The organism is Actinotalea solisilvae, from assembly GCF_016464425.1.
Classification (GTDB): Bacteria; Actinomycetota; Actinomycetes; order Actinomycetales; family Cellulomonadaceae; genus Actinotalea; species Actinotalea solisilvae.
Genome location: NZ_JADDKQ010000002.1, coordinates 98,616 through 119,792 on the forward strand (window position 1 = coordinate 98,616; position 21,177 = coordinate 119,792).

Consider the following 21,177-nt stretch of genomic DNA (forward strand, 5'->3'; position numbering starts at 1 on the left):
GCCGCCCGGCGGCGCGCCCCTCGAAGGGCTCCTCCGTTGCACGCTCCGCACGACCGTCCTGACCTCCTCCCCTCCTCCGACGCCGGCGACCTCACCGGCCTCACGGACCCCACCGGCCTGCTCACGCTCGGCTGGGACGACACCTGGTCGTCCGCGCTCGTCGCGGCCACCGACCTCGACCCGCCGCCCCACGAGCGCGTCGCGCGCGTCTGCCGCGCGGGCCGCGGCACGTGCGACGTCCTCGTCGCCGGCGCGTCCGGGCCGCGCACGCTGACGGCGGACTGGTCGCCTCCCCTCCGACGCGCCGTCGCGGCCGACCCGACCGCGGTCCCGGCCGCGGGCGACTGGGTGCTGCTCGACGGGACCGTCGACCAGGGCGGGCACGACCCGGGCGACGGCGCTCGCCCGGGCGTCGCGCTCGTCCTGCCCCGCCGCACCGCGGTCGTCCGCGCCCAGGTCGCCGCCGGCTCCTCCCACGAGCAGGTCCTCGCCGCCAACGCCGACGTCGCCGCCGTCGTCGAGCCGATGGCGCCCGACGTCGACCTCGCGCGCGTCGAGCGCCTGCTCGCGCTCGCGTGGTCCTCGGGCGCGCGGCCCGTCGTCGTGCTCACCAAGAGCGACCTCGTCGCGCTGCCCGACGCGCTGCGCCGCGAGGTGGCCGACGTGGCACCGGGCGCCGACGTGCACGCGGTCTCGGCCGCGGGCGACGTCGGGCTCGAGCCACTGCGCGCGCTGCTCGCGTCGGGCGCGACGGTGGCCCTGCTGGGGGCGTCCGGCGCGGGCAAGTCGACGCTCCTCAACGCGCTCGTCGGGACGGACGTCATGCGGACCAACGCCCTGCGGACGGACGGCAAGGGACGGCACACGACCGTGACGCGCGAGCTGCACCTGGCGCCCGGCGGCGGTGCGGTGCTCGACACCCCCGGCCTGAGGACCGTGGGCCTCGCGGGGCACGAGGCGCTCGACGACGTGTTCACGGAGATCGACGAGCTCGCCGCGGGCTGCCGCTTCGCCGACTGCGCGCACGAGCACGAGCCCGGGTGCGCCGTGCTCGCCGCGGTCGAGGACGGCGACCTGCCGGAGCGCCGCCTGCTCAGCTACCGGAAGCTGCTGCGCGAGGCCGAGCACCAGGCCGCGCGCGTCGACGCCCGGCTCCGCGCGGAGGCGGCCGGCCGGATCAAGGCGCGGACCAAGGCGTACCGCCGCCAGCACGTCCGTCCCTGACGGCCACCGATCCGCGCGAGGTCGCTGGAACCAGCGACCTCGCGCGGAGGTCGGCGGTCAGCGTGCGGCGCGGTTGACCGCGGAGACGATCGCCTTGAACGACGCCGTCGTGATCGACGGGTCGATGCCGACGCCCCAGAGCACCTGGTCCCCGACCGCGCACTCGACGTAGGCGGCCGCGTTGGCGTCGCCGCCCGTGGAGAGCGCGTGCTCGGCGTAGTCGAGCACCTCGACCTGCTGGCCCACGCTCGCGAGCGCGGCCACGAACGCGTCGACCGGGCCGTTGCCCTCGCCCTCGACCGTGCGGCGCACGCCCGCGTCGACGAGGTCCACGGAGAGCTTGTCGGGTCCGTCCTCGGAGCTCACGGTGCGGCTGCCGCGCAGCGAGAACCGCCCCCACGGCGCGAGGTCGCTGCCGGGCTCGACCGGCAGGTACTCGTCGGTGAAGATCCGCCACAGGTCGTCGGCGGTGACCTCGTGGCCCGACTGGTCGGTGTACGCCTGCACCACGCGCGAGAACTCGATCTGCAGGCGCCGCGGCAGGTCCAGGTGCCGCTCGGTCTTGAGCAGGTACGCCATGCCGCCCTTGCCGGACTGCGAGTTCACCCGGATGACCGCCTCGTACGAGCGGCCGACGTCGCGCGGGTCGATCGGCAGGTACGGGACGGCCCACACGAGGTCGTCGACCTCGACCCCGCGCGCGGCGGCCGTCGCGGCCATGTGGTCGAACCCCTTCTTGATCGCGTCCTGGTGCGAGCCGGAGAACGCGGTGAAGACGAGGTCGCCGCCGTACGGGTGCCGCTCGTGCACGGGGAGCTGGTTGCACCACTCGACGGTGCGCCGGATGCGGTCGATGTCGCTGAAGTCGAGCTCCGGGTCGATGCCCTGGCTGAGCAGGTTCATGCCGAGCGTGACCAGGCAGACGTTGCCCGTGCGCTCGCCGTTGCCGAAGAGGCAGCCCTCGATGCGGTCGGCGCCCGCGAGGTAGCCCAGCTCCGCCGCCGCGACGGCGGTGCCGCGGTCGTTGTGCGGGTGCAGCGACAGCACGACGTTCTCGCGCTGGTGCAGCCGGCGGCTCATCCACTCGATCGAGTCCGCGTAGATGTTCGGCGTCGCCATCTCGACCGTCGCCGGCAGGTTGATGATCACCTTCTTCTCGGGCGTCGGCCCGAACACGTCGATCACCGCGTTGCAGACGCGCAGCGCGTACTCGAGCTCCGTGCCCGTGTAGGACTCGGGGCTGTACTCGTAGTAGACGTCCGTGCCGGGGATCGTCTCCTCGTACTTCTTGCACAGGTGCGCGCCGGACGTCGCGATGTCGAGGATCCCGTCCTCGTCGGCGCGGAAGACGACCTCGCGCTGCAGCACCGACGTCGAGTTGTACAGGTGCACGATCGCCTGCTTGGCGCCCGCGATCGCCTCGTACGTGCGCTCGATGAGGTGCTCGCGCGACTGCGTCAGCACCTGGATGACGACGTCGTCCGGGATGCGTCCCTCGTCGATGAGCATCCGCACGAAGTCGAAGTCCGTCTGCGAGGCCGACGGGAAGCCGACCTCGATCTCCTTGAAGCCCATGTCGACGAGGAGCTCGAACATCCGCAGCTTGCGCTCGGGGTTCATGGGCTCGATGAGGGCCTGGTTCCCGTCGCGCAGGTCGACCGCGCACCACCGTGGTGCGCGCTCCATGCGGCGGTCGGGCCACGTGCGGTCCGGCAGCTCGACGGTGAGCTGCTCGTGGAACGGGCGGTACTTGTGCACGGGCATCGGCGACGGGCGCTGGGCCGTGCGCTCGGAGTACGGCGCGTCGGTGGTGGCGGGGACGCGGCCGCCCTCGGCGGGGGTGCGGGTGGTGCTGGTTCCAGAAGTCATGACGGGTCCTCGGTGTCCTGGTGTCTCGGCTTGTCGGACGGTCTGACCGGCACACCGACCACCGCGATGAGGGACCGGTCCGTCAGACCCCACCGCGGCGACGAAGGAGCAGCCGAGGCTGTGTCACGCGCACCCGAGCACTGTACCCCGGCGCCGGAGGCGGACGCAGGTGCGCCCACGGGGGCGCACGTGAGGTGGCTCAGCCGTTGTCGGGCTCAGCGGTTCGGGCTCAGCGGTTCGGGTCGCACCAGACCTGACCCGCCGGACGGCCGCGGCCGCCGCACGTGTCGCCGAACTCCTCGTAGCCCGTGCCGAGGCCGGACTCGAGGAACAGGTCGTCGCACGCGACGTTGTCGCCCGCGGCGCACGCGTCCCAGAGGGCGTCGAGCGTCGGGTCGTCGCCGTAGGTGTTGGCGTCGCCGCTCGGGGCGGCCGAGGCGCACGACGTGCCGCCCTCGGTCGTGCCGCCGCACGTGTCGCCGAAGGTCTGGTACTCCGAGCCCGAGGGTGCGGCGAAGTAGAGCTCGTCGCAGGCCTCGCCGTCACCGGCCGCGCACTGGTCGTGCAGCGCGTCGAGCGTCGGGTCGTCGCCGTAGGCGTTCGGCTCCTCGGTGCCCGTGCCGCCGTCGGTCCCCTCGTCCGTGCCCTCGTCCGTGCCCTCGTCGGTGCCGAACTCGGTGGTGCAGAAGGTTCCGCCGTCCGTGCGGCCGCCGCACGTGTCGCCGAACTCCTCGTACTCCGAGCCCGTCGGCGACTGCTGGTACAGGTCGTCGCACGCCTGCCAGTCCTCGTCGGCACACGCGTCGTAGAGGGAGTCGAGCTCGGGGTCCGAGCCGTACGTGCCGTCCGGCCCGAGCGAGCCGAGCACGCCGCGGATGACGAAGAACGCCGCGAGGCCGAGGACGAGGAGGCCGCCCACGATGCCGAGCACGATCCACAGCGTCTTGTTGCCACCCGACTTCGCCGGGGGCTGCCCGGGCTGGTAGCCGTAGCCCTGGGGCTGCGCGCCGGCCGGCGCGTACGCCGTCGCGGGGCCCTGCTGGCCGTACGGCTGCTGACCGGCGCCGTAGGGCTGCTGCTGGCCGTAGGGCTGAGGACCCGGCGCGGGCTGGCCCGGCGCCGTCGGCTGGCCGTAGGGCCGCTGCTGGCCGTAGGGCGGCTGCTGCCCGTACGGCGGCTGCTGGCCGTAGGGCTGCTGCGGCTGCTGCTGCTGCTGACCGTACGGCTGCTGCTGGCCCGCCGGCTGCTGCTGGCCGTAGGGCGCGGCCGCCCCGCTGGCCGCGGCGGGCTGGCCGTAGGGCGCCGGGGACGAGTACGGGGGCGCGGCCGAGGATGCCGGGGTCGACGGCGCGGACGGCGTCGTCGGCAGGACCTGCGTGCCGCCCGCCTGCGGGAGGACCTCGGTCTGCTGCTCGGTGGGCTGCTCGCTGGGCTGCTCGCTGGGCTGCTCGGTCGTCGCGGCCGCGGTCGGGGCGGTGCCCTCGGCCGGCGCACCGGCGCCGGGCAGGACCTGCGTCTCCGCGTCGGACGGGCCGGTGCGGTCGCCCTCCCCGGTGCCGGACGTGGCGCCCGACGCGCCGTCGGCGGCCGCGGCGGACGAGGTGCCGCCCGGGACGCCGGTGACCAGGCGCGTCGGCGCCTCGGGCGAGGCCGAGCGCGCGGCGAGGGCGGCGTCGACGGACGCGTCGCCCAGGCCGCCGAGCCACTGCAGCAGGCCCGGGTACGCGGCGGGGTTCGAGGCGACGGCAGCCCGCAGGTCGGGCCGCTGGGCGGCGATGTCGGCGAGCACCTGCCCCGGGGTGCTCGGGTCCGCGGCCTGTGCCGCGGTGAAGCCTTGCGCGTCCGTCATCGTCCGTCAGCCTTCCGGGGTGGTCTCGGACGCCTCGGCGGCGCCCCGCGGAGAACCGTAGCGCCGACGGGCCTCCCGCCGCTGCACCCACCGGCGCGTCATGACGGCGCGTCGCGCGCGACCTCAGACCGGCGGGAACACGCCCCAGTAGGCGAGGTTGAGCAGGAGCAGGACGGAGCCGCCCACCGCCGTCGCGAGCGTCCACTCGCCGGCGGTCGTCCGGGCCGCCGGCTCGGCCCGCAGCCGCCTCCCGTCGAGGATGCGGTACACCAGCACGACGCCGGCGACCACCGACGCGACCCCGAGCAGCCGCACGGTCAGCCAACCGCCCTGCACCACCAGCGGGTTCGTCCGGTAGTTCTGGGCGAGGTTCGCCACGACGAGCAGGTAGGCGACGAGCAGGAGGAGCGTCAGCACCGCGCCCGCGGCCATGGTGACGAGCGGGGTGAGCAGGCCGGGCGCGAGCGCCCGGACGCGCCGCCCCCGCAGACGGCGCACGCCCCACAGGACGGGGCCGACGAGCACCGCGACGAGCGCGGCGCCGAGCGCGGCGACGACCAGGTCGCCCTCCGCGAACCAGCGCGGGTGCTCGACGGGCGAGGCGACGAAGCGCTGGTACGGCTCGTCGCCGGCCACGCGCGGCGTCGCGTGCGCCGTGCCGGGGAGTCCCTGGACCCAGTCGCCGAGGTCGCGCGCGAACTCGGGCACCAGCGTGCCCTCGACCTTGATCCCGTGGTTCGCGCCCGCGTAGTAGCGGACGGTCCAGTCGGGGTTGCCGGCGACACCGAGGTCGTCGACGAGCTGCAGCGCCCCCTGCACGGTCGGCATCGCGGCGTCGCCCGTGCCGTAGACGACCAGCACCGGCTGGCGCATGCGCTGCTGGAACGGCCGCACCTGGAACCGCGTGTACTCGAAGCCGCCGCCCGGGAACTCCATGCCGACGAACCGCGGGATCGCCCGGAGCACCTCCACCGGGACGCCGGTGTTGCGCAGGTAGGAGTCCACCGCGAACGCCGCCTGCTGCCGCGGCGGCACGACGGGGGCGGCGACGAGCACGACGAAGGCGACCGCCGGGTTGTCCGCCGCCATGATCGGCACGACCCAGCCGCCCTCGCTCTCGCCGTACACCCCCACGCGGTCCGGGTCCACGCCCGGCAGCCCGCGCAGCAGCTGGACGCTGCGCAGGTAGTCGTTGGCCATGGCGGTGTAGTCCCGCGTGCGCGTCGAGTACGTGTCGAGCCGCTTGTTGGGCACCATCGCGACGACGCCGGCGCTGGCGAGCGCCTCGGCCTGCTGGACGAAGGCGTCCTCGAACTTCCCTGTGCCCGCGCCGTGGACGAAGACGACGCCCGGGCGAGGGCCCTCGGCACCGACCGGCTCGCTGATCCGCGCCTCCACCTCGGTGCCCGCGAGCGTGACGGTGACGACGGAGGTGGCGACCTCGTACGTGCCCACCGGGTCCGCGTCCCCGGGACCGACCCCGCCGATGGAGGTGTCGGACGTCTCGACGTCGATGGTCTCGGTGAGCGGGACCGGGTCCCAGGACGGGCCGGAGACGGTGCCGAGGACGCCGAGCGCGACGACTGCCACGGCGCTGGTCAGCGCGATCCGGTACCGCACGGCCGGGAGTCTACCGACGGCGCCGTCCCCGCCCGGCCAGGCTAGAAGCCGAGCCGGCGCAGCTGCTTGGGGTCGCGCTGCCAGTCCTTGGCCACCTTGACGTGCAGGTCGAGGTACACCCGGGCGCCGAGGAGGGCCTCGATCCCGCGCCGCGCGGTCGATCCGACCTCACGCAGGCGCGAGCCGCCCTTGCCGATGACGATCGCCTTCTGGCTGTCCCGCTCGACGAAGAGCTGGACGCGCACGTCGAGGAACGGCGGCTGTCCGTCGCTGCCGTCGCGGCCCGGACGGGGCGTGATCTCGTCGACGACCACCGCGAGCGAGTGCGGGAGCTCGTCCCGCACGCCCTCGAGCGCCGCCTCGCGCACGAGCTCGGCGACCATGACGGCCTCGGGCTCGTCGGTGAGCTCGCCGTCCGGGTAGAGCGCGGGGCCCGGCTCGAGGTGGCTCACGAGCACGTCGACCAGCGTGTCGACCTGGTACCCCTCCACCGCGCTCACGGGCACGACGTCGGCCCACTCCCCCAGGGCGGCGACCGCCATGAGGTGCTCCGCGAGCCGGCCCTTCGGCACGGTGTCGGCCTTCGTCGCCACGGCGACGACGGGCGTGCCCGCGCGGCCGCGCGCGAGGTCCGCGAGCTGCTGCGCGATCCACCGGTCGCCCGGCCCGACCCGCTGGTCGGCCGGGAGGCAGAAGACGACGACGTCGACCTCGCTGAGCGTGTCCCGCACGAGGTCGTTGAGCCGCTCGCCGAGCAGGGTGCGGGGCCGGTGCAGGCCGGGGGTGTCGACGAGCACCACCTGCGCGTCGGGCCGGTGCACGATGCCGCGGATGACGTGCCGCGTCGTCTGGGGACGGCCGGACGTGATCGCGACCTTCTGCCCCACGAGCGCGTTGGTGAGCGTCGACTTGCCCGCGTTCGGGCGGCCGACGACGCACACGAAGCCGGACCGGAACGCGCCGGGCGCCGGCTCGCCCCCCGCGGGGCCGGACCGGTCGCTCATCGTGCTGCTCCTTGCGTCGGGGGTGCGGTGTCGGGGGCCCCGGCCGCCTCGGACCTGTCGGGCTCGGGGTCGCCGGTCGAGGTCGTGACCTCCGCGCGGCGCACGAGCAGCGTAGCCACCTGGCGGCGGCGCCCCTCGACCCGGTCGGCCGTGAGCTCGAGGCCCGCGACGACCGCGCTCGAGCCCTGCAGCGGCACCTTGCCCAGGGCCTTCGCGAGCAGGCCGCCCGCGCTGTCGACGTCGTCGTCGTCGAGCGTGAGGTCGAAGAGCTCGCCGAGCTCGTCGACCGGCATCCGCGACGGCACGCGGTAGACCCCGTCGGCGACCTCCTCGACGTCGGGGGTCGAGCGGTCGTGCTCGTCGGTCAGCTCCCCGACGATCTCCTCGAGCGCGTCCTCGATCGTCACGAGGCCCGCGATGCCGCCGAACTCGTCCACGACCATCGCCATGTGGAACGCACCCTGCTGCATCTCGCGCAGCAGGTCGTCGACGGGCTTCGACTCGGGCACGAACACGGGCGTGCGGCACAGGGCGTCCACCGGGTCGTCGTCCGACCCGCCGTGCAGGTACCCGTGGCGCACGACGTCCTTGAGGTAGAGGACGCCGAGGACGTCGTCGACGGACCGTCCCACGACGGGCACGCGCGAGTACCCCGACCGCAGGAAGAGGGACATCGCCTTGCGCAGCGGCGTGCCGCTCGCGAGCGTGATCATGTCGGTGCGCGGCACCATCACGGCGCGCGTGATGGTCTCGCCGAGCTCGAGGACGGAGCGGAACATCTCGCGCTCCTCGTCCTCCATGTGCTCGGACTCGCTCACGCGGTCGACGATCTCCCGGAGCTCGTCGTCGGTGAGGTCGTGCTGGTCCGAGATGCCCGCGCCGGTGGAGCGCAGCGGCGCCGTCACCACGCGTGCGGCCGAGAGCAGGCCCGAGGTCAGCAGGAGCGTGCCGACGGGGTGCCGGCGGCCGAGCGTGCGCGGGACGTGCCGGACGAGCACGACGGCGACGGCCGTGACCAGGACGGCCGCCAGCACGAGGACCTGCCACCAGAGCAGGCCCGTCGCGGAGAGCGCGAGCGTCAGGGCCACCGCCGCGAACGCCTCGAGCAGGACGCGCACGAGCGCCGCCGCGCTCGCGGTCCGGTGGTGGTCGGAGGCGGTGCGCTGCAGGCGCCGTCCCGCGGGCGCGTCGGACGCGGCGAGGTCCGCGAGCGCGGACCGGCTGACGCGGAGCAGCGCGGTCTCCCCCGCCGACAGGAGCGCGGCGGGCACGACCAGGACCGCCGCGACGGCGAGCAGCGTGCCGACGGGCACGCCCGTCATCGTGCGGCGAGGAAGGTGAGCAGCAGCGTCCGCTGGAGCGCGAACATCTCCTTCTCCTCCTCGGGCTCGGCGTGGTCGTAGCCGAGCAGGTGCAGGATGCCGTGCGTCGTGAGGAGCAGCAGCTCCTCGGTCGTCGAGTGCCCCGCGTCCCGCGCCTGCTTCGCCGCGACGTCGGGGCACAGGACGACGTCGCCCAGGAGGCCCGGGGGCGACGGCTCGCCGTCCGTGCCCGGGCGCAGCTCGTCCATGGGGAACGACAGGACGTCCGTCGGGCCGGGCTCGTCCATCCACTGCACGTGCAGCTCGGTCATGACGTCGACGCCGACGAGCAGGATCGACAGGTCGGTCTGCGGGTGGACGTGCATGGCGTCGAGCACGTGCCGGGCGAGGGCCGCGAACTCGGCCTCGTCGACGACCGCGCCCGACTCGTTGTTGACCTCGATGCTCACCCGTGCCCGCCCTGCCCGCCCCGGCCGTCGCGCCCGCCGTGGCCGTCCCTGCGCGCGGGCGCGCGCGTCTGGTCCCACGCCGCGTACGCGTCGATGATCGAGCCGACGAGCCGGTGGCGCACCACGTCCTCCGAGGTCAGTCGGCAGAACGCGACGTCGTCCACGCCCGCGAGGATCTCCTCGACCACCCGCAGGCCCGACGTCGTCGCGCCCGGCAGGTCCACCTGCGTGACGTCGCCGGTGACGACCATCTTGGCGCCGAACCCGAGGCGCGTGAGGAACATCTTCATCTGCTCGGTCGAGGTGTTCTGCGCCTCGTCGAGGATGATGAACGCGTCGTTGAGCGTGCGCCCGCGCATGTAGGCGAGCGGCGCGACCTCCACCGTGCCCGCCTCCATGAGCCGCGGGATCGAGTCCGGGTCCACCATGTCGTGCAGCGCGTCGTACAGCGGGCGCAGGTACGGGTCGATCTTGTCGCTGAGCGAGCCGGGCAGGAACCCGAGCCGCTCGCCCGCCTCGACGGCGGGGCGGGTGAGGACGATGCGGTTGACCTGCTTGGCCTGGAGCGCCTGCACCGCCTTGGCCATCGCCAGGTACGTCTTGCCGGTGCCCGCCGGGCCGATGCCGAACGTGATGGTGTGGCGGTCGATCGCGTCGACGTACGCCTTCTGCCCGACCGTCTTGGGCCGGATCGTGCGGCCGCGGCTCGACAGGATGTTCTGGGTGAGCACCTCGGCCGGGCGGCTCACCGTCGCAGCGGTGAGCATGCGGACGGACCGGGAGACGACGTCGCCGCTCAGCTCGGTGCCGCTCGCCGCGACCTCGAGCAGCTCGTCGAGCAGGCGCGCGACGAGCTCGACGTCCCCGGGCGGGCCCTGGAGCGTGATCTGGTCGCCGCGCGCGTGGATGCGGACCGACGGGAAGCCCGCCTCGACCGCCTTGAGGACCTCGTCGCCCGTGCCGAGCAGGGCGACCACCGGGAGGTGGGACGGGACGACGATGCGGTGCTCGACGTCGCCCCCGCCTGCGCCGTGCAGGCGTCGTGGGGATGTGTCAGCCATGGGTTCGGCCGTCGGCCGGATCTCCTCGGGTGCGCTCGGTGGTGCCGCGACCCTCACGGGCCGGCGGCGGGCGTGACGTCCGCCGTGCTCATCGTACCGGCGGGCGCGCGGGGCGGCAGGGCAGGCAGCTCAGCCCGGCGACCAGCCGAGCCGCGTCCCGCCCAGCACGTGCCCGTGCACGTGCTCGACGGACTGACCGGCCTCGGGGCCCGTGTTGAACACCAGCCGGAACTGCCCGCCCGCCTCCGCCTCGGCGACCTGCCGGCCCAGCGCGACGACGTCGGCGAGCAGGGCAGGGTCCGCCGCCGCGAGCGCGACCACGTCGGGGTGGTGCTCGCGCGGGACGACGAGCACGTGCAGCGGCGCGCGCGGGTCGATGTCACGGAACGCGACCGCGCGGTCCGTCGTCGCGACGACGGTCGCGGGCACGTCCCCCGCGACGATGCGGCAGAACAGGCAGTCCGTGCGGTCCGTCGACATGCGGCCAGGCTAACGCCGCGCGGCGGGTCGGGCTGCGACGATGGGAGGACCCGAGGAGAGGACCCGTCGTGACCGCCGCACGCCCCGCCCGCGCCACCGGCGTCGTGCTCGCGCTCGCCCTCGTCGCGCTGCCCGCGGGCTGCGCGACGGACGACGAGCCCGGCTCGCCGACGTCGTCCCCGTCCGCCTCGTCGACGCCCACCGCGAGCCCCGAGCCCACGGCCGAGCCCACCGCGTCGGCGACGCCCACGCCCACGGCCGACGGCCCCGTCGTCAACGGGCCCAACACGATCACGTCCCCGGCGCCCGGCGCCGAGGTCACCAGCCCGGTCACGGCGCGCGGCGAGGGCACGGCCTTCGAGGCGACGCTGCTGTACGCCGTGGTGGACGCGGCGACGTCCGACGTCGTCGCCGAGGGCTTCACCATGGCCGGCGCGAACGGCGAGGTGGGGCCGTGGGAGATCGTGCTCGACCTCGCGCCCGGTGACTACACGCTGCGCGTGTGGGAGCCCGACATGTCCGACGGCGAGAGCGGCTCGGGCCCGGAGCGGAACCTCGTCGAGGTGTCGTTCTCGGTCGTCTGACCGGTCAGCCCCAGCGACCCAGCCGGTCCGCGAGGAGCGCGAGCGCGACGGGCCCCGCCGTGGACGTCCGGAGCACGTGCGGGCCGAGCCGCACGGTGCGCGCGCCCGCCGCCTCGAACGCCGCGAGCTCGTCGTCCGCGATCCCGCCCTCGGGCCCGACGACGACGAGGACCTCGGGTGCCGGCTCGGCGCCGGACGGCAGGTCGACGTCGCGCAGCGGCTCGGCGGCCGCCTCGTGCAGCACGAGCACGCGGCCGCCCGCCGCGACGACGCCGGCGGCCCGCGCCGCGAGGCCGCGGGTGTCGAGCGGCTCGGCGACGGCGGGCACGTGCGCGCGCCGCGCCTGCTTCGTCGCCTCGCGCACGGTCGCGAGCCACTTCGCGCGGCTCCTCGCGGCGCGCTCGCCGCGCCACACGACCACCGAGCGGGCGGCCTGCCACGGCACGACCTCGTCGACACCGACCTCGGTCGCCGCCTCGATCGCGAGCTCGTCGCGGTCGCCCTTCGCGAGCGCCTGCGCCAGGACGAGCCGGACTCGGGGGCCGGGCTCGTCCTCGCGCCCGACGACGTCGAGCACGAGGCGCCCGGGCTCGACCGCGGCGATGGTGCAGCGCAGGCGGACGCCCGCGCCGTCGGCGACGTCGACGCGCTCCCCCGCACGCCGCCGCTGGACCACGCCCGCGTGACGCGCCTCCGCGCCCTCGAGCACGTAGGTCCCGCCGGCCGCGACCGCGTCGAGCATGCCGGGGTCGGCGAGGAAGACGGGCGCGCTCACGCGTCGCCCGCGGGCGGCGTCGTGCGCGGGGAGGTGCGGGTCACCGGCCCGCGAGCTTGTCGCGGAGCTTGGCGAACACGCCCGGGTGCGCGGGTGCGACGCGCGACGCGGGCCGCTCCTCGCCGCGCAGCTCGGCCAGCCGGCGCAGCAGCGCCTCCTGCTCCTCGTCGAGCGTCGTCGGCACCTGGACGTCCACGTGGACGTTGAGGTCGCCGCGGCCGCCCACGTGCAGGTGCCCGATGCCGAGCCCCCGCTCGACGATGACGTCACCGGGCTGCGTGCCCGGACGGACGTCGATGTCGCGCGGGCCGTCGAGCGTCTCGAGCTGCACGACGGTGCCGAGCGCAGCGGCCGTCATCGGGATCTCGAGCGTGCAGTGCAGGTCGTCGCCGCGCCGGACGAACGTCTCGTGCTGGCGCTCGCGCACCTCGAGGTACACGTCGCCCGGCGGGCCGCCCGCGGGGCCGACCTCGCCCTGGCCCGTGAGCTTGATCCGCGTCCCCGTGTCCACGCCCGCGGGGACGTCGACCGAGAGCGTGCGGCGGCTGCGCACGCGGCCCTCGCCCGAGCACTCGGGGCACGGCTCGGGGATGACGGTGCCGAAGCCGTGGCACGCGGCGCACGGGCTCGACGTCATCACCTGGCCGAGGAAGGAGCGCGCGACCCGCTGCACGACGCCGCGCCCGCCGCAGACCTCGCACGTGCGGGGCGAGGTGCCGGGACGGCAGCAGCTCCCCTGGCACGTGCCGCACAGCACGGCCGTGTCCACGGGCACCTCGCGGTGGACGCCGAACGCCGCCTCGGCGAGGTCGATGTCGAGGCGCACGAGCGCGTCCTGGCCGCGGCGGGCGCGCGGCACGGGACCGCGCTGCGCGGACGCGCCCTGGGCCGCGCCGAAGAACGTCTCGAAGATGTCCTGGAAGCCGAAGCCGGCGCCGAACCCGGCGTTGCCGCCGCCGGGCGCCGTCGGGTCCACCCCGCGGTCGTACAGCTGGCGCTTCTCGGGGTTGGAGAGGACCTCGTACGCGCGCGACACGTCCTTGAAGCGCTCCTCCGCGCCGTCGCCCGTGGCGACGTCGGGGTGCAGCTCGCGCGCCAGGCGGCGGTAGGCCTTCTTGATCTGGTCCTGCGTCGCGTCCTGGCTGACGCCGAGGATCTCGTAGTAGTTCGTGCTCACGTCACACTCTCTGGGCGTCGCGGTCCCACGGCGGGGCGGGCGAAATCGGTGTGGTCACCTGCGGGGCGGTCACGGGCGACCCGGTCACTGCGCGAGGATCCGGGACAGGTAGCGGGCCACGGCCCGCACGGACGCGATCGTGCCCGCGTAGTCCATGCGCGTCGGGCCGAGCGAGCCGATGCGCGCGACCGGCTCGTCGTCGGCACCGTACCCCGCGGCGACGATGGAGGTCTCCGCGAGGCCGGCGTGCTGGTTCTCCCGGCCGATCCGGACCGCCACGCCCGCCGAGTCCTCGGCCATCTCCGTGAGGAGCCGCAGGAGCACGACCTGCTCCTCGAGCGCCTCGAGCACCGGCCGGATGGTCCCGCTGAAGTCGGTGCCGCTCCGGGCGAGGTTGGCGGTGCCCGCCATGACGATGCGCTCCTCGGTCGCCTCGGCGAGCGTGTCCTCGACCGCGCGGATGACCCGCTGGACGAGGGGCTGCTCGGCGACCGCGAAGGCCTGCGTCATGCGGTCCAGCGGCTCGGGCAGGTCGACGAGGCGCCTGCCGGCCGCCGTCGCGTTGAGGCGTGCGCGCAGCTCGGGGACGACGTGCTCCGCGAGCGGCTCGTCGAGCTCCAGGACGCGCTGCTCGACGCGGCCGTTGTCCGTGATGATGACCACGAGCAGGCGGTTCTCGCCGACCGGGACGAGCTCCAGGTGACGCAGCGCCGACCGGCGCAGGGACGGGTACTGGACGACCGCCACCTGGTGCGTCAGCTGCGCGAGCAGGCGGACCGACCGGTCGACGACGTCGTCCAGGTCGACGGCGTCCTCGAGGAAGGCCTGGATCGCGCGGCGCTCGGGCGACGACAGCGGCTTGACCGTGGAGAGGCGGTCGACGAAGAGCCGGTAGCCCTTGTCCGTCGGGACGCGCCCCGCCGACGTGTGCGGCTGCGCGATGTAGCCCGCGTCCTCGAGCGCCGCCATGTCGTTGCGGATCGTCGCGGGCGACACGCCGAGGTTGTGGCGCTCGACGAGCACGCGGGAGCCCACCGGCTCGTGCGTGTGGACGTAGTCCTCGACGATCGCGCGCAGCACGTCGAGCCTGCGGTCCTCGCTCATCGCGCTCCTCCCGTCCAGGCGGCCCCGGCGCTCCCGCGCGGGGGGCCGCGTCGGTCCGGGCTCCGTCGCCACCATGTGGCACTCTCAGGGTCCGAGTGCCAATCGTACCTGCGCGACGCGGGGCCGGGCACTGCGGGCGGCGCGACGGGTGGACGAAGGAGACGCGGTGGACCGGTACGGCAGGGACGTCCTCGCAGGCGGGCCGGGGGCGCGCGCGCCGCGCGGGCCGGTGACGCGGCCCCAGGTGGCCGAGGCCGGCCTCGTCGTCGAGGAGGTCACGACGGGCTGGGTCGGCGCCGTCGTGCGCGTCGAGAAGTCGGGCGGGATGCACGTCGTCGTGCTCGAGGACCGCCGGGGGCGCACGCGCACCTTCCCGCTCGGGCCGGGGTTCTGGGTCGACGGCGAGCCGGTCGAGCTCACGCCGCCCGCCGGCCCCGCGGCGCCGGCGGCCCCGACGCGCACGGCGTCCGGCTCCGTCGCGGTCCCGGGCGCCCGCGCCCGCGTCGCGCGCGGCGGCCGGATCTGGGTCGAGGGGCGGCACGACGCCGAGCTCGTCGAGAAGGTCTGGGGGGACGACCTGCGCCTCGAGGGCGTCGTCGTCGAGCTGCTCGAGGGCGTCGACAACCTGCCGGCGAGCGTCGCCGCCTTCCGGCCCGAGCCCGGCCGACGCCTCGGCGTGCTCGTCGACCACCTCGTGCCGGGCAGCAAGGAGTCGCGCATCGCCGCCGAGGCGGTGCGTGCCGCGCCGCCCGGGACCGTCCTCGTGCTCGGCCACCCCTACGTCGACGTGTGGCAGGCCGTGCGGCCGCAGCGCGTCGGCCTCGACGCCTGGCCGACGATCGACCGGGGGACCGAGTGGAAGCACGGCATCCTGCGCGCGCTCGGCTGGCCCCACGCGGACCAGGCCGACGTCGCCCGGGGGTGGCAGCGGATCCTGCGCAGCGTGCGCGACTACCGCGACCTCGAGCCGAGCCTGCTGGGCCGGATGGAGGAGCTCATCGACTTCGTCACGGCGCCGCCCGCGTGACCTCGGCGCCTCCCCCACGCGGGTGTCCGATTTCGCTACTGTTCCCCTGCACCGACGTGGTGCACCGCCGCTCGCCCCTGGCCGCAGTCCCCGGGCCAGGACCGAGGCCGTCAGCTGCGGTCAGGCCGACAAGACAAGCTGGTGAAGCGACATGACGACCAACCCCAACGACGAGCCGCAGGTCCCGGGCACTCCCCCGCCGTCGGCCCCGGCGTACGGAGCGCCCAGCACGCCGCCCCCGGGCGCGACGCCTCCGCCCGCCTACGGCGCGCCCGGCGGGTACGACCAGCCCGCCGGCGGGTACCCGCCGCCCGCCCCCGGCTACGGCGCGCCCCTCCAGCCGCCGCTGTCCGACGCCGAGCAGCGCCAGTGGGCGATGTTCGCCCACATCGGCGGCATCATCCTCAGCTTCATCGCGCCGCTCGTGATCTGGCTCATGTACAAGGAGCGTGGCCGCTTCGTCGAGGAGCAGGCCAAGGAGGCCCTCAACTTCCAGATCACGCTGATCATCGCGTCGATCGCCGTCGCCATCATCTCGGTGATCACGCTCGGCATCGGCTCGATCCTCTACGTGGCGTTCATCGTCGCGCTCGTCTTCATGATCATGGCGGCCGTCGCCGTGAACAAGGGCGAGGCGTACCGCTACCCGGTGAACATCCGCTTCATCAAGTGACGGACTGACACCCCGCGACGGGGCCGGTGCCCACGGGCACCGGCCCCGTCGCCGTTCCCGCCCCGGCGGCGGGAGGTGTCGCCCTCGGCAGGTCAGTCGGTGAGGGCGCGGACGACGGTGTCCGCGAGGAGCCGGCCGCGGCGCGTCAGGAGAGCTGTGCCGCGCACGGCCGCGGTGCCGTCGAGGAGTCCGTCGGCGACGAGCCCCGCGACCGCGTGCCGGCCCGCGGGCGCGACGGCGTCGAGCGGCAGGCCCTCGCGGATGCGGACGCCGAGCAGGACGCGCTCGAGCTGCACCTCGGCGGCGCCGAGGACCTCACGGCCCGCCGCCGGCGTCGCCCCCGCCGCGAGCCGGTCGGCGTAGGCGCGGGGGTGCTTGACGTTCCACCACCGCAGCGACCGCCGCCCGGTGGCGTCCGTGCCACCGAGGTGGGAGTGCGCGCCCGGACCGAGGCCCCACCAGTCGCCGCCCCGCCAGTACGCGAGGTTGTGCCGGCAGGCGTCGTCGCGCGTGCGCGCCCAGTTGCTCACCTCGTACCAGCCGAGGCCCGCGCCACCCAGGAGGTCGTCGGCGAGCTCGTACTTCGCGGCCTGGTCGTCCGGGTCCGGCGGCGTGAGGACGCCGCGGCGCACCTGGACGGCCATCTTCGTGCCCTCCTCCACGGTGAGCGCGTAGGCCGACACGTGGTCGACGCCGCAGGCCACGACCGCGTCGAGCGAGCGGCGCCAGTCGTCGAGGGTCTCCCCCGGCGTGCCGTAGATGAGGTCGAGCGACACGGCGAGGCCGGCCTCGCGCGCCCAGGCGACCGCCTGCGGCACGCGCTCCGGGTCGTGCGTGCGCTCGAGCGTCGCGAGCACGTGCGGCACGGCCGACTGCATGCCGAACGACACGCGCGTGAAGCCGCCGGCCGCGAGCGCGGCGAGGCCCTCGCGGGTCACGGAGTCCGGGTTGGCCTCGGTGGTGACCTCGGCGCCCGGCGCGAGCCCCCACGTGGAGCGCAGCCCGTCGAGCATGCGCACGAGGTCCGCGGGCGGCAGCACCGTGGGCGTCCCGCCGCCCACGAAGACCGTGGCGACGGGCCGCCCGCCGCGCCCGACGGCGTCGAGGGCGCGCGCGGCGAGGTCGACCTCGCGCAGGACCGTGCCCGCGTACGCCTCGTGCCCCGCGACGCGGCCGCCGGCCTCGGCGAGCAGCTCGGACGCCGTGTAGGTGTTGAAGTCGCAGTAGCCGCACCGCACCGTGCAGAACGGCACGTGCAGGTAGACGGAGAACGTGCGGTCGCGCCCGCCCGTGCCGTCGTCGAGCCAGGCCGGGAGCGACCCGTCCGACGGCGGCGTCTCGCCCTCGGGCAGCGCCGGGCTCACATGGCCGCCCGGGTCGGCCGACCGGTCACCGGCGCGCCTTCTCCTTGGCGTCCTTGCCGCCGGACTCCGTCGAGAGCGCGGCGATGAAGGCCTCCTGCGGCACGTCGACCCGGCCGATGGTCTTCATGCGCTTCTTGCCCTCCTTCTGCTTCTCGAGGAGCTTGCGCTTGCGGCTGATGTCGCCGCCGTAGCACTTGGCGAGGACGTCCTTGCGCATCGCGCGCACCGTCTCGCGCGCGATGACGCGCGAGCCGACGGCGGCCTGGATCGGCACCTCGAACTGCTGGCGCGGGATGAGCTCCTTGAGCTTGCCCACCATCATGACGCCGTAGGCGTACGCCTTGTCCTTGTGCACGATCGCGCTGAACGCGTCGACCTGCTCGCCCTGGAGCAGGATGTCGACCTTGACGAGGTCGGCGGTCTGGTCGCCGGCCGGCTCGTAGTCGAGCGACGCGTAGCCGCGCGTCTTCGACTTCAGCTGGTCGAAGAAGTCGAAGACGATCTCGGCGAGCGGCAGGGTGTAGCGCATCTCGACGCGGTCCGCCGAGAGGTAGTCCATGCCGCCCAGCTCGCCGCGACGGGTCTGGCACAGCTCCATCACGGCGCCGATGAACTCGCTCGGCGCGAGGATGGTCGCCTTGACGACCGGCTCGCGGATCTCGCCGACCTTGCCGCCCGGGAACTCGCTCGGGTTGGTCACGGTGACCACCGAGCGGTCCTCCATCGTGACGTCGTACACGACGTTGGGGGCCGTCGAGATGAGGTCGAGGTCGAACTCGCGCTCGAGGCGCTCGCGCACGATCTCGAGGTGCAGCAGGCCGAGGAAGCCCACCCGGAAGCCGAAGCCGAGCGCGACCGACGTCTCCGGCTCGTAGACCAGGGCGGCGTCGTTGAGCTTGAGCTTGTCCAGCGCGTCGCGGAGCACCGGGTAGTCCGAGCCGTCGATCGGGTACAGGCCCGAGAACACCATCGGCTTGGGGTCCGCGTAGCCGCCGAGCGACTCCGACGCGGGCTTGCTCTGGTTCGTGACCGTGTCGCCGACCTTGGACTGGCGCACGTCCTTGACGCCCGTGATGAGGTAGCCGACCTCGCCCACCCCGAGGCCCTTCGTCGGGTTCGGCTCGGGCGAGATGACGCCGATCTCGAGCAGCTCGTGGTGCGCCTTCGTCGACATCATGACGATCTTCTCGCGCGGGCTGAGGTGCCCGTCGACCACGCGCACGTAGGTCACGACGCCGCGGTAGGTGTCGTACACCGAGTCGAAGATCATGGCGCGCGCGGCGGCGTCGGCGGACCCCTGGGGGGCCGGCACCGTGCGGACGATCTTGTCCAGCAGGACCTCGACGCCCGCACCCGTCTTGCCGGAGACGCGCAGCACGTCGTCGGGCTCCACGCCGACGAGGCCCGCGAGCTCCTCGGCGTACTTCTCCGGCTGGGCCGCGGGCAGGTCGATCTTGTTGAGCACGGGGATGATCGCGAGGTCGTTCTCCATCGCGAGGTAGAGGTTCGCGAGCGTCTGCGCCTCGATGCCCTGCGCGGCGTCGACGAGCAGCACGGCCCCCTCGCACGCGGCGAGGGAGCGGGAGACCTCGTACGTGAAGTCGACGTGGCCCGGGGTGTCGATCATGTTGAGCGCGTAGGGGGTCAGCTCGCCGCCGGCCGCCTCGTCGCTCACGGCCCACGGCATGCGCACGGCCTGCGACTTGATCGTGATCCCGCGCTCGCGCTCGATGTCCATCCGGTCGAGGTACTGGGCCCGCATCGCGCGCGCGTCGACGACGCCCGTGAGCTGGAGCATCCGGTCCGCGAGGGTCGACTTGCCGTGGTCGATGTGCGCGATGATGCAGAAGTTGCGCAGCAGCTCGGGCGGCGTCGCAGCCGGCTGGATGCGGCTGCTCAGCGAGGCGCTCGGGATCGGGGACACAGCGGGGGCGCTCCGGGTGCTCGGGGACGGGCGGGTCGCGGGAGGCGGACCACCGCACCATCGTCCCACGGCGCGTGCCGGTCCCCCGCACCGCGGCTCACGCCCAGGTCTTGCGGGCCGCAGGAGCCCGGCGGAGGCTGAGGTGCCGGGCCGTACGCCCGGCGGCACGGTCCGACACCGACTCAGGAGGACACATGGCCACGACGGTCGCTCGCGTCACGCAGATCAGCTCCCGCTCCGAGGTCAGCTTCGAGGACGCCGTCCAGGGCGGCATCGAGCGCGCGACCTCGACGCTGCGCAACGTCCAGGGTGCATGGGTCAAGGACCAGAAGGTCGAGGTCACGGACGGCCGCATCGTCGCCTACCAGGTCAACCTCGAGATCACCTTCGTCCTCGACGACTGACGCGGGGGGCGCGCCCCGCGCTGCCCGCACGACCCGCAGGACCCGGACGCGCCCGGCCGGCAGGACCGGCCGGGCCCGTCGGCGTCCGCGGGCCCCGCCCCGAGCGTCGGGGGCCCGCCGAAGGCCCGGTCCCTCCGTCCGCACCCCGTTAGCCTGGGCCGGTGCCGTCCCCTCTGCTGCGCCGCGTCCTGCGGCTCGCACGCGCCGTCGTCCCAGCGACCCGCCCGGCTCCGCGCGCGGACCGTCCGGACGCGGGCGGGCGCGCGCGGCCCGGAGGCACGCGGACGTACCCCGGGGACTTCACCGGGACCCTGCGACCGGTCTACGCACCCGACCCGGACGGCGCGCCCGACCCGGGCGAGATCGTGTGGGCCTGGGTCCCCTACGAGGAGGACCACACGCGCGGGAAGGACCGACCCGTGCTGCTCGTCGGGCGCGACGGGCCGTGGCTGCTGGGCCTCATGCTCACGAGCCGCGACCACGACGCGCGCCCCGGCCGCCCGGGTGAGGACTGGCTGGACCTGGGCACGGGCGACTGGGACGCGCGACGGCGGCCGAGCGAGGTCCGGCTCGACCGCGTGGTCCGCGTCGACGCGGCAGCGGTGCGCCGCGAGGGCGCGATGCTCGACCGCGGGCGGTTCGACCAGGTCGTGGCGGGGATCCGGTCCGTCGCGGGGTGACGCCGATGACCGGGCGGGGGCCCGGCTGCTGGTAGCATGGTCCCTCGCGTGTCCGCCCAGGTCGGCGGGCACTCGTCCAGCGCCTCTCCGAGGGTGTCCCCACGCCCCAGTCCCGGTGCCGGACGCGCCCTCTACGACCTGTCAGATTCGCTCCGGCGAAACGCACAAGAGAGTCAGAACACGTGGCGAACATCAAGTCCCAGATCAAGCGCATCCGTACCAACGAGATCGCGCGACTGCGCAACAAGGCCGTGAAGTCGGAGCTCAAGACGCACGTGCGTCGCGTCCGCGAGGCTGTCGCGGCGGGCGACAAGGAGACGGCCACGACGGCGCTCCAGGTCGCGTCGACCAAGCTCGACAAGGCCGTGAGCAAGGGCGTCATCCACGCCAACCAGGCGGCGAACCGCAAGTCGTCGCTCGCCAAGCAGGTCGCCTCGCTCTGAGCGGTACCGCTCGGGCCGACCGGCCCCGCAGCACACGAAGGGCGCCATCCTCCGGGATGGCGCCCTTCGCCGTACGTGCGTGCCCGACCGCGACGGGCGTGGCCGGGACCGAGGGACGGGCCCCCCTGCGGCCCGCCCCGGTCC

General features: G+C 74.7%; 20 protein-coding genes. 7 read left to right on the forward strand and 13 right to left on the reverse strand.

What is annotated here, in order from left to right:
* Positions 1–36: 36 nt before the first annotated feature.
* Positions 37–1,224, forward strand: coding sequence for a ribosome small subunit-dependent GTPase A (gene rsgA, locus JIG38_RS02915; RefSeq protein ID WP_199422063.1), 1,188 nt, complete (start codon positions 37–39; stop codon positions 1,222–1,224).
* 57 nt (positions 1,225–1,281) lie between these two features.
* Here rsgA and leuA read toward each other — a convergent pair whose 3' ends face one another.
* The 8 genes from leuA to JIG38_RS02955 all read right to left on the reverse strand — a co-directional run bounded on the left by leuA (position 1,282) and on the right by JIG38_RS02955 (position 10,878).
* Positions 1,282–2,988 (reverse strand): 2-isopropylmalate synthase, encoded by a 1,707-nt coding sequence (gene leuA, locus JIG38_RS02920; protein ID WP_233404370.1) that lies wholly within the window; start codon positions 2,986–2,988, stop codon positions 1,282–1,284.
* Between the two features lie 334 nt (positions 2,989–3,322).
* Complete coding sequence (locus JIG38_RS02925) at positions 3,323–4,942, reverse strand: variant leucine-rich repeat-containing protein (protein ID WP_199422067.1); 1,620 nt, start codon at positions 4,940–4,942, stop codon at positions 3,323–3,325.
* Positions 4,943–5,065: 123 nt separating this feature from the next.
* Positions 5,066–6,562 carry an alpha/beta hydrolase family protein gene (locus JIG38_RS02930; protein ID WP_199422069.1) on the reverse strand — a complete coding sequence of 499 codons (1,497 nt, stop codon included), beginning with the start codon at positions 6,560–6,562 and terminating at the stop codon, positions 5,066–5,068.
* A 41-nt stretch (positions 6,563–6,603) separates the two neighbouring features.
* A complete protein-coding gene (gene era, locus JIG38_RS02935) occupies positions 6,604–7,566 on the reverse strand; it encodes a GTPase Era (RefSeq protein WP_199422071.1) in 963 nt (320 codons plus the stop codon).
* On the reverse strand, positions 7,563–8,888 hold the full coding sequence (locus JIG38_RS02940; protein WP_199422073.1) for a hemolysin family protein: 1,326 nt from the start codon (positions 8,886–8,888) through the stop codon (positions 7,563–7,565). Before JIG38_RS02940 ends, era begins: the two co-directional genes overlap by 4 nt.
* On the reverse strand, positions 8,885–9,337 hold the full coding sequence (ybeY, locus tag JIG38_RS02945) for an rRNA maturation RNase YbeY (RefSeq protein ID WP_199422075.1): 453 nt from the start codon (positions 9,335–9,337) through the stop codon (positions 8,885–8,887). Before ybeY ends, JIG38_RS02940 begins: the two co-directional genes overlap by 4 nt.
* Positions 9,334–10,398, reverse strand: coding sequence for a PhoH family protein (locus tag JIG38_RS02950; RefSeq protein WP_199422077.1), 1,065 nt, complete (start codon positions 10,396–10,398; stop codon positions 9,334–9,336). Before JIG38_RS02950 ends, ybeY begins: the two co-directional genes overlap by 4 nt.
* A 129-nt stretch (positions 10,399–10,527) precedes the next feature.
* A complete protein-coding gene (locus JIG38_RS02955) occupies positions 10,528–10,878 on the reverse strand; it encodes an HIT domain-containing protein (RefSeq protein ID WP_199422078.1) in 351 nt (116 codons plus the stop codon).
* A gap of 68 nt (positions 10,879–10,946) precedes the next feature.
* On the opposite strand from JIG38_RS02955, the gene JIG38_RS02960 reads away from it, so the two are divergent.
* The gene (locus tag JIG38_RS02960; RefSeq protein ID WP_199422080.1) at positions 10,947–11,462 is read left to right on the forward strand and encodes a Gmad2 immunoglobulin-like domain-containing protein; all 516 of its coding nucleotides are present in this window, start codon (positions 10,947–10,949) and stop codon (positions 11,460–11,462) included.
* A 4-nt stretch (positions 11,463–11,466) separates the two neighbouring features.
* Here JIG38_RS02960 and JIG38_RS02965 read toward each other — a convergent pair whose 3' ends face one another.
* The 3 genes from JIG38_RS02965 to hrcA form a co-directional block, all read right to left on the reverse strand.
* Complete coding sequence (locus JIG38_RS02965) at positions 11,467–12,237, reverse strand: 16S rRNA (uracil(1498)-N(3))-methyltransferase (protein WP_199422082.1); 771 nt, start codon at positions 12,235–12,237, stop codon at positions 11,467–11,469.
* A gap of 40 nt (positions 12,238–12,277) precedes the next feature.
* The gene (dnaJ, locus tag JIG38_RS02970; protein ID WP_199422084.1) at positions 12,278–13,414 is read right to left on the reverse strand and encodes a molecular chaperone DnaJ; all 1,137 of its coding nucleotides are present in this window, start codon (positions 13,412–13,414) and stop codon (positions 12,278–12,280) included.
* An 84-nt stretch (positions 13,415–13,498) separates the two neighbouring features.
* Entirely contained in the window at positions 13,499–14,518 is a 1,020-nt protein-coding gene (gene hrcA / locus JIG38_RS02975; protein ID WP_199422086.1) for a heat-inducible transcriptional repressor HrcA, read from the reverse strand.
* Positions 14,519–14,684: 166 nt separating this feature from the next.
* Here hrcA and JIG38_RS02980 point away from each other — a divergent pair, with 166 nt between their 5' ends.
* Together JIG38_RS02980 and JIG38_RS20595 are read left to right on the forward strand one after the other, a co-directional pair.
* Complete coding sequence (locus JIG38_RS02980) at positions 14,685–15,545, forward strand: DUF3097 domain-containing protein (protein WP_307844508.1); 861 nt, start codon at positions 14,685–14,687, stop codon at positions 15,543–15,545.
* Between the two features lie 151 nt (positions 15,546–15,696).
* Positions 15,697–16,218, forward strand: coding sequence for a DUF4870 domain-containing protein (locus tag JIG38_RS20595; RefSeq protein WP_267907589.1), 522 nt, complete (start codon positions 15,697–15,699; stop codon positions 16,216–16,218).
* A gap of 92 nt (positions 16,219–16,310) precedes the next feature.
* On the opposite strand, the gene hemW is transcribed toward JIG38_RS20595, so the two are convergent.
* A complete protein-coding gene (hemW, locus tag JIG38_RS02990; RefSeq protein WP_199422090.1) occupies positions 16,311–17,582 on the reverse strand; it encodes a radical SAM family heme chaperone HemW in 1,272 nt (423 codons plus the stop codon).
* Between the two features lie 25 nt (positions 17,583–17,607).
* Positions 17,608–19,506 carry a translation elongation factor 4 gene (gene lepA, locus JIG38_RS02995; RefSeq protein ID WP_199422092.1) on the reverse strand — a complete coding sequence of 633 codons (1,899 nt, stop codon included), beginning with the start codon at positions 19,504–19,506 and terminating at the stop codon, positions 17,608–17,610.
* Between the two features lie 194 nt (positions 19,507–19,700).
* Here lepA and JIG38_RS03000 point away from each other — a divergent pair, with 194 nt between their 5' ends.
* The 3 genes from JIG38_RS03000 to rpsT all read left to right on the forward strand — a co-directional run bounded on the left by JIG38_RS03000 (position 19,701) and on the right by rpsT (position 21,033).
* Entirely contained in the window at positions 19,701–19,910 is a 210-nt protein-coding gene (locus JIG38_RS03000) for a dodecin family protein (protein WP_199422094.1), read from the forward strand.
* Positions 19,911–20,071: 161 nt separating this feature from the next.
* Entirely contained in the window at positions 20,072–20,590 is a 519-nt protein-coding gene (locus tag JIG38_RS03005) for a type II toxin-antitoxin system PemK/MazF family toxin (RefSeq protein WP_199422096.1), read from the forward strand.
* A 182-nt stretch (positions 20,591–20,772) separates the two neighbouring features.
* Entirely contained in the window at positions 20,773–21,033 is a 261-nt protein-coding gene (gene rpsT / locus JIG38_RS03010) for a 30S ribosomal protein S20 (RefSeq protein ID WP_199422098.1), read from the forward strand.
* The last annotated feature ends 144 nt before the right edge of the window (positions 21,034–21,177 follow it).